The 13,351-nt window shown below is 71.0% G+C and carries 13 protein-coding genes; 10 read left to right on the top strand and 3 right to left on the bottom strand.

The genetic code is table 11. The features are described 5' to 3' along the window. Window positions 1-62 precede the first annotated feature (62 nt). The 7 genes from AC07RM_RS08965 to AC07RM_RS08935 all read left to right on the top strand — a co-directional run bounded on the left by AC07RM_RS08965 (window position 63) and on the right by AC07RM_RS08935 (window position 7,154). Window positions 63-1,139, top strand: a complete 1,077-nt coding sequence (locus AC07RM_RS08965) for an ABC transporter permease (RefSeq protein ID WP_495334233.1) — start codon at window positions 63-65, stop codon at window positions 1,137-1,139. Continuing rightward, entirely contained in the window at window positions 1,136-2,059 is a 924-nt protein-coding gene (locus AC07RM_RS08960) for an ABC transporter permease (protein WP_057592790.1), read from the top strand. The genes AC07RM_RS08965 and AC07RM_RS08960 overlap by 4 nt, the downstream gene beginning before the upstream one ends. A gap of 43 nt (window positions 2,060-2,102) precedes the next feature. Then, complete coding sequence (locus AC07RM_RS08955) at window positions 2,103-3,104, top strand: formamidase (protein ID WP_209540466.1); 1,002 nt, start codon at window positions 2,103-2,105, stop codon at window positions 3,102-3,104. Next, the gene (biuH, locus tag AC07RM_RS08950; protein ID WP_495334232.1) at window positions 3,101-3,811 is read left to right on the top strand and encodes a biuret amidohydrolase; all 711 of its coding nucleotides are present in this window, start codon (window positions 3,101-3,103) and stop codon (window positions 3,809-3,811) included. The genes AC07RM_RS08955 and biuH overlap by 4 nt, the downstream gene beginning before the upstream one ends. A gap of 295 nt (window positions 3,812-4,106) precedes the next feature. After that, a complete protein-coding gene (locus tag AC07RM_RS08945) occupies window positions 4,107-5,672 on the top strand; it encodes an ABC transporter ATP-binding protein (RefSeq protein ID WP_495334231.1) in 1,566 nt (521 codons plus the stop codon). A gap of 13 nt (window positions 5,673-5,685) precedes the next feature. Then, a complete protein-coding gene (locus tag AC07RM_RS08940) occupies window positions 5,686-6,354 on the top strand; it encodes a cysteine hydrolase family protein (RefSeq protein WP_203203771.1) in 669 nt (222 codons plus the stop codon). A 29-nt stretch (window positions 6,355-6,383) separates the two neighbouring features. Beyond that, a complete protein-coding gene (locus tag AC07RM_RS08935) occupies window positions 6,384-7,154 on the top strand; it encodes a GntR family transcriptional regulator (RefSeq protein WP_490878394.1) in 771 nt (256 codons plus the stop codon). A 21-nt stretch (window positions 7,155-7,175) separates the two neighbouring features. On the opposite strand, the gene AC07RM_RS08930 is transcribed toward AC07RM_RS08935, so the two are convergent. Together AC07RM_RS08930 and AC07RM_RS08925 are read right to left on the bottom strand one after the other, a co-directional pair. Continuing rightward, the gene (locus AC07RM_RS08930) at window positions 7,176-8,138 is read right to left on the bottom strand and encodes a tripartite tricarboxylate transporter substrate binding protein (protein ID WP_495334230.1); all 963 of its coding nucleotides are present in this window, start codon (window positions 8,136-8,138) and stop codon (window positions 7,176-7,178) included. A gap of 34 nt (window positions 8,139-8,172) precedes the next feature. After that, window positions 8,173-9,423 (bottom strand): flavin-dependent oxidoreductase, encoded by a 1,251-nt coding sequence (locus AC07RM_RS08925; protein WP_495334229.1) that lies wholly within the window; start codon window positions 9,421-9,423, stop codon window positions 8,173-8,175. Between the two features lie 72 nt (window positions 9,424-9,495). Between AC07RM_RS08925 and AC07RM_RS08920 the strand changes: the two genes are divergently transcribed. Next, a complete protein-coding gene (locus tag AC07RM_RS08920; protein ID WP_296774636.1) occupies window positions 9,496-10,395 on the top strand; it encodes a LysR family transcriptional regulator in 900 nt (299 codons plus the stop codon). A 1-nt stretch (window position 10,396) separates the two neighbouring features. On the opposite strand, the gene AC07RM_RS08915 is transcribed toward AC07RM_RS08920, so the two are convergent. Further along, on the bottom strand, window positions 10,397-11,302 hold the full coding sequence (locus AC07RM_RS08915; protein WP_296774638.1) for a LysR family transcriptional regulator: 906 nt from the start codon (window positions 11,300-11,302) through the stop codon (window positions 10,397-10,399). Window positions 11,303-11,457: 155 nt separating this feature from the next. Between AC07RM_RS08915 and AC07RM_RS08910 the strand changes: the two genes are divergently transcribed. Together AC07RM_RS08910 and AC07RM_RS08905 are read left to right on the top strand one after the other, a co-directional pair. Beyond that, window positions 11,458-12,303, top strand: coding sequence for a cysteine hydrolase family protein (locus tag AC07RM_RS08910; RefSeq protein WP_495334228.1), 846 nt, complete (start codon window positions 11,458-11,460; stop codon window positions 12,301-12,303). Between the two features lies 1 nt (window position 12,304). Further along, window positions 12,305-13,345, top strand: a complete 1,041-nt coding sequence (locus AC07RM_RS08905; RefSeq protein WP_495334227.1) for an ABC transporter substrate-binding protein — start codon at window positions 12,305-12,307, stop codon at window positions 13,343-13,345. Window positions 13,346-13,351 lie beyond the last annotated feature (6 nt).

Below are 13,351 nucleotides of genomic sequence, written 5' to 3'. Positions count from 1 at the left end.
GGCTTGGCCCGCCTTGGGGCGGCCCGGCGGCGGCCGATTCTCCCCCTTTCGAGAAAGCGGTCATGCGTAGCGCATTCAAGGAATTCGCCCTCCCGGTCTTCGCCATCGCGGCGGCGCTGCTGGTCTTCGGCCTGGTCGTCGCCTTCGCGGGCGTCGATCCGGTGGAGGTCTGGACCACGCTGTTCAAGGGCGCCTTCGGCGACTGGTTCTCGTGGCAGAACACGCTGCAGCGCGCGGCGCCGCTGATGCTCACGGCCCTGTGCGTGGCGCTGCCCGCGCGCGCCGGGCTGATCGTGATCGGCGGCGAGGGCGCGCTGGTGTTCGGCGGCCTGGCCTGCGCGGCGCTCGCGCATGCACTGCCGCTGCCCTCGGGCGTGGCCGGCATCACGCTCCTGTGCATCGCGGGCGCGGCCGTGGGCGCGCTGTGGATCATGCTCGCGGGCTGGCTGCGCCAGTACCGCGGCATCAACGAGACCATCAGCAGCCTGCTGCTGGCCTACATCGCGATCGGCATCTTCAAGCACCTGGTCGAAGGGCCGCTGCGCGATCCCGCGAGCCTCAACAAGCCCTCGACCCACACCTTGCCCGACGGCCTGCTGATCGGCGGCATCGGCGGTTCCGACGTGCACTGGGGCCTGGTGGTCGGCATCGTCGCCTGCCTGGGCCTCGCGACCTGGCTGCGCGCCACGCCTTCCGGCTTCTCGGTGCGCGTGGTGGGCGGCAACCCGCGCACCGCGCAGCTCGTGGGGCTGCCGGCCACGCGGCTGATCCTCGGTGCCTGCGGCCTCGGCGGCGCCTGCGCGGGCGTGGCCGGCGCGATCGAGGTGGCGGCGGTGCACACCAACGCCAACGCCTCGCTGATCGCGGGCTACGGCTACGCGGGCATCCTGGTTTCCTTCATCGCGCGCCACAACCCCGCGGCCATCGTGCCGGTGGCGATCCTGTTCGGCGGCTTCGGCGCCGCGGGCAGCCTGCTGCAGCGGCGCGTCGGCCTGCCCGATGCCTCGGTGCTGGTGCTGCAGGGCATCGCCTTCGTGCTGATCCTCGCGAGCGAGGGGCTGCGCACGGTCAACTGGAAGAAGTTCGGTGATCGCATGCTGCCCGAAGCCAAGCAGTACGACAGGAGCGCTGCAGCATGACCGCCGACCAGTGGATCGCGCTCGTGGCCGGCATCGTCGGCGGCGCGCTGCGCGTGGGTGCGCCCTTCCTGTTCGTGAGCCTGGGCGAGTGCCTCACCGAGAAGTCGGGCCGCATCAACCTCGGCCTCGAAGGCGTGCTGGTGCTGTCGGCCATGGCGGCCTTCGGCGGCGCCTACCTTACCGACTCGGCCTGGCTCGGCGTGCTGATCGGCGCCACGGCGGGCGCGGCGCTCGCGCTGCTGCACGGCCTGTTGTGTTCGCTCGACCGCGTCAACGACGTGGCCACCGGCATCGCGCTGATGCTGCTGGGCACCGGCCTGGCGTTCTACCTCGGCAAGCCGCTGATCCAGCCGCAGGCGCCGCAGATTCCCGCGATCCCGCTGGGCTTCTGGAGCGACAACCCGGTGGTGCGTTCGGCGCTGCAGCTCAACGCACTGGTGCCGGTGGGCCTGGCGCTCGCGCTGCTGCTGTGGTGGGGCTTCGCGCGCACGCGCATCGGCCTGCTGGTGCGCATGGCCGGCGATTCGGCGCAGGCCACGCGCGCGCTCGGCTATTCGGTGTCGGGCCTGCGCATCGCGGCCACCACCGCGGGCGGTTTCATCGCGGGGCTCGGCGGCGCTTCGCTCACGCTGTTCTATCCGGGCAGCTGGAACGAGGGCATCTCGAGCGGGCAGGGCCTGATCGCGGTGGCGCTGGTGATCTTCGCGCGCTGGAGCCCGCTGCGCTGCGTGGGCGCGGCCTTCCTCTTCGGCGGCGCCGGCGCCATCGGTCCCGCGCTGCAGTCGATCGGCATCGGCTGGGGCTACCACCTCTTCAACACCGTGCCCTACGTGCTCACGCTGGCGATCCTGGTGCTGACCTGCCGCCCCGGCAGCGCGGCCGCGGGCAGCCCCGGCGAGCTGTCGGCCACCAGGAACTGAGCTTCGACATGACCACAGAACCCATCACACAAGGACATCGCCCATGAGCGGCCTCGGCGGACTCAACAAATCGGCCAACGGCGTCGTCGTCGGCCTGGTGCAGCTGCAGCTGCCCAACGTGAAGACGCGCGCCGAGCTCGCGGCCCAGACCGCGCGCATCTGCGCGCTGGTGGGCAAGGCGCGCCGCAACCAGTCGACCATGGACCTGGTGGTGTTCCCCGAGTACGCGCTGCACGGCCTCTCGATGGACACCAACCCCGAGATCATGTGCACGCTCGACGGCCCCGAGGTCGCGGCCTTCAAGCGGGCCTGCATCGAGCACCGCATCTGGGGCTGCTTCTCGATCATGGAAGCCAACCCGCGCGGCAACCCCTACAACAGCGGGTTGATCATCGACGACCAGGGCGAGATCCGGCTCTACTACCGCAAGCTGCATCCGTGGGTGCCGGTCGAGCCCTGGGAGCCCGGCAACCTCGGCGTGCCGGTGTGCGACGGCCCCAACGGCAGCAAGCTCGCGCTGATCATCTGCCACGACGGCATGTTCCCCGAGATGGCGCGCGAGGCCGCGTACAAGGGCGCGGAGATCATCCTGCGCACGGCCGGCTACACGGCGCCGATCCGCCATGCCTGGAAGATCACCAACCAGGCCAATGCCTTCTGCAACCTCGCCTACACGGCCAGCGTGTGCCTCAGCGGCAGCGACGGCAGCTTCGACTCGATGGGCGAGGGCATGTTCTGCAACTTCGACGGCACCGTGCTGGTCGAGGGCGGGGGCCGCGTCGACGAGATCGTCACGGCCGAGCTGCGGCCCGACCTGGTGCGCGAGGCGCGTACCGGCTGGGGCGTGGAGAACAACATCTACCAGCTCTACCACCGTGGCTACGTGGCGGTGAAGGGCGGGGCGCAGGACTGTCCCTACACCTACATGCGCGACATGGCCGCGGGCACCTACCGGCTGCCCTGGAGCGCCGAGGTGAAGGTGACCGACGGCACGCCTTGCGGCTTCGCGCCGCCCGAACGCAGCTACGCAGGACCCGAGCAATGAGCACCACCGACACCGCCGCCGTGCAGCGCCACGTCGCGGCCGAACCCTATGCCTGGCCCTACAACGGCGCGCTTCGGCCCGACAACACGGCGCTGATCGTGATCGACATGCAGACCGACTTCTGCGGCAAGGGCGGCTATGTCGACGTGATGGGCTACGACCTGTCGCTGGTGCAGGCACCGATCCAGCCGATCGCGCGCACGCTCGCGGCGCTGCGGCCGCTGGGCTATCACGTGATCCACACGCGCGAGGGCCACCGACCCGATCTCGCCGACCTGCCGGCCAACAAGCGCTGGCGCTCGCGCCAGATCGGCGCCAACGGCGTGGGCATCGGCGACGACGGTCCCTGCGGGCGCATCCTGGTGCGTGGCGAACCGGGCTGGGAAATCATTCCCGAGCTCGCGCCGCTGCCCGGCGAGACCGTGATCGACAAGCCCGGCAAGGGCTCGTTCTATGCCACCGACCTCGAGCTGATCCTGCGCACGCGCGGCATCGAGAACCTGATCCTCGCGGGCATCACCACCGACGTCTGCGTGCACACCACCATGCGCGACGCCAACGACCGCGGCTTCGAATGCCTGCTGCTGTCGGACTGCACGGCGGCGACCGACCATGGCAACCACCTCGCGGCGCTCAAGATGATCACGATGCAGGGTGGGGTGTTCGGGGCGCATGCTTCGTCGCAGGCTTTGCTGGCGGAGTTATGAGCGCGGATCTTCTCTGTGGCAGGCCGGGGCGCGATCACGCCACTGGGGTGCCTTGTTCCGCGAATGTCCCCCGGCCTTCGGCCTCCTCCTTGATTTCGCTGCGCAAGGCACCCCAGCGACGTGATCGAGGGGCGCAGCGCCTGTGCCGGCCGCACCACCGCTGCGCCTCTCGTGCACAGGGCGTCGGGTACTCCCCGCAGCGAAATCAAGGAGGAGCCGAAGGCGGGGGACATTCGCGGAGGGGAGTACCCGGCGGCCTGTGCACGCGCCCCGAACCAAGCCTCGGAGTAAAGACATGAGCACCCACGCCATCGGCGGCCTCCCCCCAGGCACCGGCGCGCTCGCGCTCGACACTTACCGCCTCACCAAGCGCTTCGGCGCCTTCACCGCGATGGACAGCGTGACCCTGCGCGTGGAACCCGGCAGCGTGCATGCGCTGCTCGGCGAGAACGGCGCGGGCAAGAGCACGCTGGTCAAGTGCGTGGCCGGCTTCCAGCGCGCGGAGGAGGGCAGCATCCTGATCGACGGCCGCGAGCAGGACATCGCCAACCCGATCGTCGCGCGCGCGCTCGGCATCGGCATGGTCTACCAGCACTTCACGCTGGCGCCGGGCATGACCGTGGCCGAGAACCTGCTGCTGGCCGGCGGCCGCACGCCCGCGGTGATCGACTGGAAGGCCAAGCGCGCCGAGCTCGAGGCCTTCCTGGCCACCACGCCGTTCCGCCTCGACCTCGATGCGCGGCCGTCCGAACTGGCCGCGGGCGAGAAGCAGAAGCTCGAGCTGCTCAAGCAGCTCTACCTGAAGCCGCGCCTGCTGATCCTCGACGAGCCGACCTCGGTGCTCACGCCGCAGGAGGCCGACGAGGTGCTGGGCCATGTGCGCGAGTTCGCGCGCAGCGGGCTGTGCACGGTGCTGATCATCACGCACAAGTTCCGCGAGGTCATGGCCTATGCCGACGGCGTGACGGTGCTGCGGCGCGGCAAGGCCGTGCACCACGGCCGCGTGGCCGACACCAGCCCGGCGCTGCTCGCCGCGACCATGATGGGCGCGCAGCAGACCGCCGCGGTCCCGGCGCAGGCCGCTGCCTCCACGCGCCGCGCGCCGGCCGCCGATGCGCCCGTCGCGCTCGAGGTCGAGGGCCTGCGCGCGCTCGGCGACCGCGGCACGCTCGCGCTGCACGACCTGAGCCTGTCGGTGCGCGCGGGCGAGATCCTCGGCGTGGCGGGTGTCTCGGGCAACGGCCAGCGCGAACTGGTCGAGGCACTGGTCGGCCAGCGCCCGCGCCTCGCGGGCCGGGTGCGCGTGATGGGCACGCCCTACCGCGCGAGCCGCGCCGAGAACCGCGAACTCAAGGTGCGCAGCCTGCCCGAGGAGCCGCTGCGCAACGCCTGCGTGGGCGACCTCAGCGTGGCCGAGAACATGGCGCTGCGCGACTTCGACCGAGCGCCGCTCGCGGCCGGCGGCCTGCTGCGCTTCTCGCGCTGGCGCGCACGGGCGCGCGAATGGATCGCCGAGTACGGCGTCAAGACGCAGGGCGAAGGCGCCCCCATCCGCAGCCTCTCGGGCGGCAACGTGCAGCGCGCCGTGCTCGCGCGCGAACTCGCGGGCGACATCAACGTGCTGATCGCGGCCAACCCCGTGTTCGGCCTCGACTTCGCGGCCGTGGCCGAGATCCATGCGCGCATCGTGCAGGTGCGCGAGAAGGGCGGGGCGGTGCTGCTGGTCAGCGAGGACCTCGACGAGCTGCTCGAGCTGTCGGACCGCATCGTCGTCATGAGCGAGGGCCGCGTGGTCCACGAGACCGCCGCCGCGGGCGCCGAGCGGCACGTGATCGGGGCGCACATGGGTGGCGGGCACTAGAAGGACATCCAACATGCAGATCGCGCAGGCACTTCCTTTCCCCTACGACTTCGACCCGAAGACCACCGCGCTCGTGCTGATCGACATGCAGCGCGACTTCATCGAGCCCGGCGGCTTCGGCGAGACCCTGGGCAACGACGTCTCGCTGCTCGAGGCCATCGTGCCGGCCACGCAGCGCGTGCTCGCCGCGTGGCGCGCGGCCGGCGGTCTCGTCGTCCACACGCGCGAGGCGCACCGGCCCGATCTCTCGGACTGCCCGCCGGCCAAGCGCAACCGCGGCAATCCCACGCTGCGCATCGGCGACGAGGGGCCGATGGGCCGCATCCTCGTGGCCGGCGAGCCCGGCAACCAGATCATCGAGGCGCTCGCGCCCGTGGCCGGCGAGATCGTGATCGACAAGCCCGGCAAGGGGGCCTTTTACGCCACCGAGCTGCACGAGCTGTTGCAGGCACGCGGCATCACCCACCTGCTGTTCGGCGGCGTCACCACCGAGGTCTGCGTGCAGACCAGCATGCGCGAGGCCAACGACCGCGGCTACGACGGCCTGCTGCTCGAGGACTGCACCGAGAGCTACTTCCCGGCCTTCAAGGCCGCCACCGTCGAGATGGTGCGCGCCCAGGGCGGCATCGTCGGCTGGACCGCGACCGGCGGCCAGCTCATCGAAGCGCTCGGCGGCGCATGAAGCGCGCCGCAGCGACTACCATTCGCCCCGTGTCGACCATCGCCCGTCCCCGCCCCGGCACCGAAGCCGCCGAACCCACCGCCCCCGCGTCCACGCCGGTGGCCGCCGACGCGGTCGTGTTCCGCACGCGCGCCGACGAGGTCTATGCGCAACTCAAGCGCGACGTGGCCGAGTTCATCCTCGTGCCGGGCGACCGCTTCACCGAGAACGAGATCAGCGACCGCCTCGGCGTCTCGCGCACGCCGGTGCGCCAGGCGCTGTTCCGGCTGCAGCAGGAGGGCTTCGTCGAGGTGCTGTTCCGCAGCGGCTGGCGCGTGCTGCCCTTCGACTTCGAGCAGTTCGAGCAGCTCTACGACCTGCGCATGATCCTGGAGACATCGGCCGTGCACCGCCTGTGCGAGGCCGACCGCCGCGTCGACCGCAGCCTGCTCGACGAGCTCGCGGCCATCTGGCTGGTGCCCGCCGCGCAGCGCAGCACCGACATGGCGCAGGTCGCTGCCTGGGACGAGGCCTTCCACTGCTCACTGGTCGCGGCCGCGGGCAATGCCGAGATGGCGCGCGTGCACCGCGACGTCACCGACCGCATCCGCATCATCCGCCGCCTCGACTTCACGCAGCAGCCGCGCATCGACGCCACCTACGACGAGCACGCCAAGATCCTCAAGGCCGTGCGCGCCAACCGCGGCGACCAGGCCGCGATGCTGCTGCGCGCCCACATCGAGACCAGCCAGGCCGAGGTGCGCAAGATCACGCTGCACCAGGTGCACCTGGCGCGGCACGCGGGGCGCGCGCCGCGCTGAGGGCGCTTTCGGGGCGCCGGCTCAATCCGCCGTGATGTTCCCCTTCTTCACCACCGCCGCCCAGCGCTGCGCATCCTTCTGGATCAGCGTGCCGAACTCCGCCGGCGTCGAGCTCGCGGGCACCATGCCCTGCGCCTCGAAGGACTTCGCGACCTCGGGCGACTTCAGCACCGCGGCGATCTCCTTGTTGAGCCGCGCCACCACGTCGGCCGGCGTGCCCTTGGGCGCGAGCACGCCGTACCACATGTCGACGTTGTCGGCGGTCACGCCGGCCTCGGCCAGGGTGGGCACGTCGGGCAGCTGAGGCAGGCGGTGGCTGCTGCCGGTGGCGAGCGCCTTGAGCTTGCCGGCCTGGATGTGCTGCAGCGCCACGTGCACCGGCAGGAACATCGCGTCGATGCGCCCGCCGAGCAGGTCGGTGACGGCGCCCGCGGTGCCCTTGTAGGGCACGTGCAGCAGCTCGGTGCCGGTGCCCTGCATCAAGAGCGCCATCGACAGGTGGTGCGGCGTGCCGACGCCGGGCGTGGCGTAGGTCAGCTGGCCCGGATGCGACTTGGCCGCGGCCACGAGCTGCGCGAGCGTGGTGGCCTTCTGCGTGTTCGGGTTGGTCACCAGCAGCAGCGTGCCCCAGGAGGTCAGCGACACCGGCGTGAAGTCCGCCACCGGGTCGTAGGCCAGCGTCTTGTAGAGGCTCTTGTTCATCACCAGCGTGTTGACCTGCACCATCAGCGTGTAGCCGTCGGGCTTGGCGCGCGCCACCTTCTCGCTGCCGATGTTGCCGCTGGCGCCGGCCACGTTCTCCACCACCACCGGCTGGCCCAGCGCCGCGGGCAGCCGCGCCGAGAGCTGGCGCGCGATCAGGTCGATGCCGGTGCCGGGCGTGTAGGGCACGACCAGCGTCACGGCCTGGTCGGGCCAGGCATGGGCCGCCATGGCGCTGGCGGCGGTGAGCAGGGTGGCGAGGGTCTTGGTCAGAAGGCGCATGGTGTCTCCGTGGGCATGTTCTTGTGGGATGGGTTCAAAGGTACGAGGCGCGCTGCTTGAGCGCGGCCGGGTCGTAGCCGGCCACGCGCTTGTAGTGGTCCGAGATCGCCTGCAGCTCCTGCTGCGTCACGATCTCGTCGAGCCTGTCGAAGCGCTTGCCGCCCGAACGCTCGAACACCTCGCGCAGGATGGTGTCGGGCGGGTTGCTGCGGTTGGTCAGCACCACCTCGGTGGTGGCCTTCACGCGCACCCGGTCGTAGCTCTCGAGCGCGGCCTGGCCGACGCCCTCGCGCTTCATCGCGCCCGCGAGAAAACGCGCGTCGATGATCGCCTGGCCCGCGCCGTTGGAGCCGCGCGGCACCATCGGGTGCGCGGCGTCGCCCAGCAGCGTGAGGCGGCCGTGGGTCCAGCGCGGCAGCGGGTCCTGGTCGACCATCGGGTACTCGAGGATGGTGTCGGAGGCCTGGATCAGCGCCGGCACGTCGAGCCAGTCGAAGTGCCAGTCGGCGAAGGCGGGCAGGAAGTCCTCGAGCCGGCCGGCGCGGCTCCAGTCGCGCATCGCGGGCTGCGGCGCGTGGATCTCGGCCACCCAGTTCACGAGCTGGCGCCCCTGCGCGTCGATGTCGTTGCGGATCGGGTAGATCACCATCTTGCCGACCGTGAGCCAGCCCGCGCGCACCATGCTGCCGCTGGTGAGGAACGGCTGCCACGCGGCCGTGCCGCGCCACATGTTGATGCCCGAGTAGCGCGGCGCGCCTTCGTTGGGATAGAGCTGCTTGCGCAGCGCCGAGTGGATGCCGTCGCAGCCGATCGCCACCGCGCCGCGCACCGGCGCGCGGCCGTCGGCGAAATGCACCGTCACGCCCGCGTCGTCCTGCTCGATGCCGGTGCAGCGGTGGCCGCAGCGCACGCTGTCGGGGCCGAGGCGCTTCAGCGTCTCCTCGAGCAGCACGGTCTGCAGGTCGCCGCGGTGGATCGAGTACTGCGGCCAGTCGTAGCCCGCATGCCGGCCCGCGGGTTCGCGGAACACCAGCTGGCCGTGCTCGGTGAAGAACACCGCCTCCTGCGTGCGCACGCCGACCCGGTCGAGCGCCTCGAGCAGGCCCAGCTCGGACAGCTCGCGCACCGCGTGCGGCAGCAGGTTGATGCCCACGCCCAGCGGGCGCAACTCGGGCACGGCCTCGTAGAGGCGGCAGGCGATGCCGGCCTGGTGCAGGCTCAGCGCGAGGGTCAGGCCGCCGATGCCGGCGCCCAGGATGATGACTTCGTTGGATGCGGTGCTCATGGGGGCCGTATTGGGACCTGAAACAAGCCATAGGGGAAATTTAGATGTGATATGGATTTATCATGAATCCTTATGAACCTGAGCACGCGCCAGATGCGCGCCTTCCTGCAGGTGGCGCGCATCGGCAACTTCACGCGCGCGGCCGAGCAGGCGCACATCACCCAGGCCGGCCTGAGCATCCTGATCCGCGAGATGGAGAAGCAGCTCGGCTGCCGCCTGTTCGACCGCACCACGCGCATGGTGAGCCTCACGCCGGCCGGCCGGCGCCTGCTGCCGGTGGTGGAGCGGCTGCTGACCGACCTCGACGACGTGGCGGCCGAGCTCGGCGCCGAGGGCGACGCGGCGCGCCAGACCCTGCGCATCGCGGCCACGCCGCTGGTGTCGTCGCACCTGCTGCCCTGGGTCTTCGCGAGCTTCCGCGAGGCGCATCCGCAAGTCGCGCTGCGGCTGTTCGATGCCGACCTGCGCGACGTCGAGGCGATGGTGGAGGCGGGCGATGCCGACCTCGGCCTGGGCTTCTTCTTCCGAGCCGCGCCCAGCCTCGACCGCACGCCCGTGGGCCGCTTCGAGCTGATGCGCGTGACGCAGGCCGCGGCCGACGGCGAGCCGGTCGGCAGCGCGCCCTGGTCGGCGCTGCGCGGCGCCGCGCTGATCGGCCTGCCGCCCGGCAACCCGATCCAGAAGGTGATCGACCGCCAGCTCGGCGAGATGGGCCTGGCCGACGCGCAGCGGCCCGCCTTCAACTTCTTCGGCACGCTGATCTCGATGGTCGAGGCCGGCTTCGGCACCGCCGTGATGCCCACCTTCGCGCTCGCGGCCTGCCGCCGCCACCGCGTGCGGACCGACGTGCTCGTGAAGCCGCGCGTGGGCATGGACTTCTTCCGCGTGACCAAGCGCGGCGCGCACGAGACCGAGGCGCTGCGGGCCTTCAGCGAGACGCTGAGGAAAGCGCTGCCGGCGCTCTCGCACTGAGTCAGTCGAGCGCCGCCAGCCGCTTGCCCAGGAACTCCGCGAACGCATAGGCGATCACCGGCAGCTGCCGCCCGCGCAGGTTCGCGAGCACCAGCTCGCCGCGCGGAAAGCCGCGGTCCTCGATCTCGCGCACCACCACCTCGCGGTCGTCGGGCAGCGCGCCGATCGCCATCTGGAACGAGATCGAGCGCCGGTCGTAGACGCAGCCGCGCAGGAACTCGAAGCTGTTGCTCTCCACCATGGCGTCGATGCGGGTCGAGCTGCGCGCGAGGAAGCGCTCGATCAGCTGGCGCCCGCCGGTGTCGCGGTTGGGCAGCACCACCGGGTACTCGGCGCAGTCGCGCAGCCGCACGCCGGTGGCCGTGCCGGTGGCGATGGCCAGCGGATGGCGCGCATGCATCAGCGCCATCAGCCGCTGCTCGACCGAGGTCAGGCGCTCGATGTCGCTCTCGGGCGCGAGGTTGAACACCAGCGCGAGGTCGGTGCCGAAGCTGCGCAGCGCCTCGGCGGCCTGCACGTGGTCGCCGATGCGCACCTCGAAGGCCACCAGCGGATGGCTCCGGCGGAAGTCGTGGATCGCCGCGGGCAGGAAGCGCGGCGCCAGCGCCTGGCTCGCCACCACCCGCACCGTGCCGCGGCGCAGCCCCTTGAGCTCCTCGATCTCGGAGCGCACGCGCTCGAGGTCGGCCGCGCGCCCGCGCACGTAGCGCATGAACAGCTCGCCCGCGGTGGTCAGCCGCATGCCGCGCGGCAACCGCTCGAAGATCGGCGTGCCGAGCTCCTCCTCGATGTCCTGGATGCGGCGGTTCACCGCCGAGGGCGCGACATGCAGCCGTTCGGCGGCCTGGCGGATCGAGCCCGCACGGGCGACCTCGTCGGCATAGCGCAGGAAGCGCAGGTGGTTCATGGCGGATCGTCGTGTGGAGGGGGTGGCCGCGGGCGATTGCACGATCCGGGCCAATGGCGGCTCCGGACGTGCGTTGCCGTTGCGGCAACGCAGGGTCCGCGAAACGGTATGGATTCGGAGCACCTTCTGGCACGGTGACTGCGTGGTGGTCGGGCATGAAACGCCCATCGCCGTCCCCACGCACCAAAGACGAACAGCCGGCGCGCTTCGGCCCCGCCGCGCACAACGCCTGGACGCTCGACGCGCAGGGCGTGAGCCTGGTGCGCGCACCAAGGCGGCCCGTTCCGGTGCGCATCGATGCGCAGCCGCAGCCGGTGCGCTTCGACCTCGCGCGCAGCGCGCTCGTGGTGGTCGACATGCAGAACGACTTCTGTCACCCGGAGGGCTGGTTCGCGCAGAAGGGCCTGGGCACCAAGGCCGCGCGCAAGCCCATTCCCGTCATCGCGCGCCTGCTGCCCGCCTGGCGCGCGGCCGGCGGCGCGGTGGTGTGGCTCAACTGGGGCATCCGCGCCGATGCGCGCAACCTCAGCCCCACCATCCACTTCAAGGGCAAGCGCAGCGCCGACGGCGTGGGCTATGCCGAGCGCTCGCCGATCGACCACGGCCGCTCGCTGGTGCGCGGCGAATGGGGCGCGCGCGTGGTCGACGAGCTCGAGGTCGCCGCCTCCGACATCACCGTGCACAAGCATCGCCTGAGCGGCTTCTGGGACAACGAGTTCGACAGCCTGCTGCGCCAGCAGGGCATCACCACCTTGCTGTTCGCGGGCATCAACACCGACCGCTGCGTGTTCTCCACGCTGCAGGACGCGGCCTTCCTCGGCTACGACTGCGTGCTGCTGAAGGACGCCTGCAACACGCCGTCGCCGGCCTACGTCACGCGCGGCATCCATTTCATCGTGCAGCAGCTGCACGGCTTCGTCGCCACGGCCGAAGCGCTCATGGCCTCGCTGCCGAAGCGTTCGCGCCGCACCGCATCCACCCCGCCCCACCAGGAGTCCTGACATGTCCCTCTTCCGCCGCCCCATGCCCGCGCTGCTCTCGGCCTGCGCGCTCGCGCTGGCCGCCACCGGCGCCGCCGCCCAGACCTCGGTCAAGATGGTCCTCAACTGGAAGTACGAAGGCGCGCAGGCCTGGTTCTTCACCGCGCAGGACAAGGGCTACTTCAAGGCCGAGGGCCTCGACGTCGAGATCGACCAGGGCGAGGGCTCGGCCGCCTCGATCCCGAAGGTGGCCGCGGGCGCCTACCAGGCCGGCTTCGGCGATGTGAACGCGCTGATCGACCTGGCCTCCAAGCGCCCGGCCGATGCGCCGGTGGCGGTCTACATGCTCTACAACACGCCGCCCTTCACGCTGGTGGTGAAGCAGGACAGCCCGATCCGCACGCCCAAGGACCTCGAGGGCAAGACCATCGGCGGCCCGGCCAACGACGGCGCGCTCAAGCTGTTCCCGGCCTTCGCGAAGATCGCCAACGTCGACGCCGCCAAGGTCAACATCACCAACATGGCGCCCAACCTGCGCGAGCAGATGCTCAGCCGCGGCCAGATCGACGCTGCCTTCGGCTACGTGACCACCGTGAGCTTCAGCGCCAAGGCCATGGGCCTCGATCCCGCGAAGGGCCTGCGCTTCATCCGCTACGGCGACCACGGCATGGACCTCTATTCGAACGCCGTGTTCTTCTCGCGCGCCTTCGTGAAGGACAACCCGAAGGCGGTGCAGGGTTTCGTGAAGGCGCTCAACCGCGCGATCAAGGACGTGATCGCCGATCCCGATGCCGGCGTGGCCGCGGTGATGAAGCGCGAGCCGCTGCTCAAGCGCGAGGTCGAGAAGGAGAAGCTGCTCGCCACCCTGCGCAACGACATGAGCCATCCCGAGATCGCGCGCATCGGCCTGGGCGACATCGACGAGGCGCGCATGCAGCGCGCGATCGAGATCGTGGCCGATGCCAACAAGCTGCCGCGCAAGCCCACGGTGGCCGAGGTCTTCGACCGCGGCTTCCTGCCCGCGCGCGCCGAGCGGCCCTCGAGCCTGGACCGCCAGCCCTGAACCCCG

The organism is Variovorax sp. GW821-FHT09B05 (assembly GCF_059418265.1).
Note: the sequence above shows the minus strand (reverse complement) of the source record. Positions and strands in the feature narration are given on the sequence as shown.